Here is a 620-nt window from a genome sequence, read left to right as displayed (position 1 = left end):
CCTATATCCGCCGCGAGCAGACCGGCGGCAAGCTAGTCGCCATGTGCGGCGACGGCACCAACGACGCCCCCGCATTGGCGCAGGCTGATGTCGGCGTCGCCATGCAGACCGGCACCCAGGCCGCCCGCGAGGCCGCCAACATGGTCGACCTCGACTCCTCGCCGACCAAGTTGATCGAGATCGTCGAGATCGGCAAGCAGTTGCTCATGACCCGCGGCTCGCTGACGACGTTCTCGATCGCCAACGACGTGGCGAAATATTTCGCCATCATCCCGGCGCTGTTCCTGGTGACCTATCCGTCGCTCGGCGCGCTCAACGTCATGGGGTTGCACTCATCGCAGTCGGCGATCCTTTCCGCCGTCATCTTCAACGCGCTGATCATCATCGCGCTGATCCCGCTGGCGCTCAAGGGCGTGGCGTACCGCGCCGTCGGCGCCAACGCGCTTCTGCGCCGCAACCTCATCGTCTACGGCCTTGGCGGCATCGTCCTGCCCTTCGTGGGCATCAAGGCGATCGACCTCGTCGTCAACGCGATTCATTTGGTGTAACCATGCTCAACCATCTTCGCACGGGCGTCTCCATGCTCGTTCTCTTCACCGTCCTCACCGGCATCGCCTATC

1 protein-coding gene is annotated in these 620 nt (G+C 63.9%); it reads left to right on the top strand.

Annotated elements, in window-relative coordinates:
- Window positions 1-548: HAD-IC family P-type ATPase (locus AC1D0P_RS26985; RefSeq protein WP_477679540.1), on the top strand; the 548-nt coding region annotated here is incomplete at its 5' end.
- Window positions 549-620: the final 72 nt, after the last annotated feature.

Source organism: Polaromonas sp. P1_G2 (assembly GCF_056405515.1).
The sequence above is the reverse complement of the archived record's forward strand: the minus strand, read 5'-3'. Positions and strand labels throughout refer to the sequence as shown.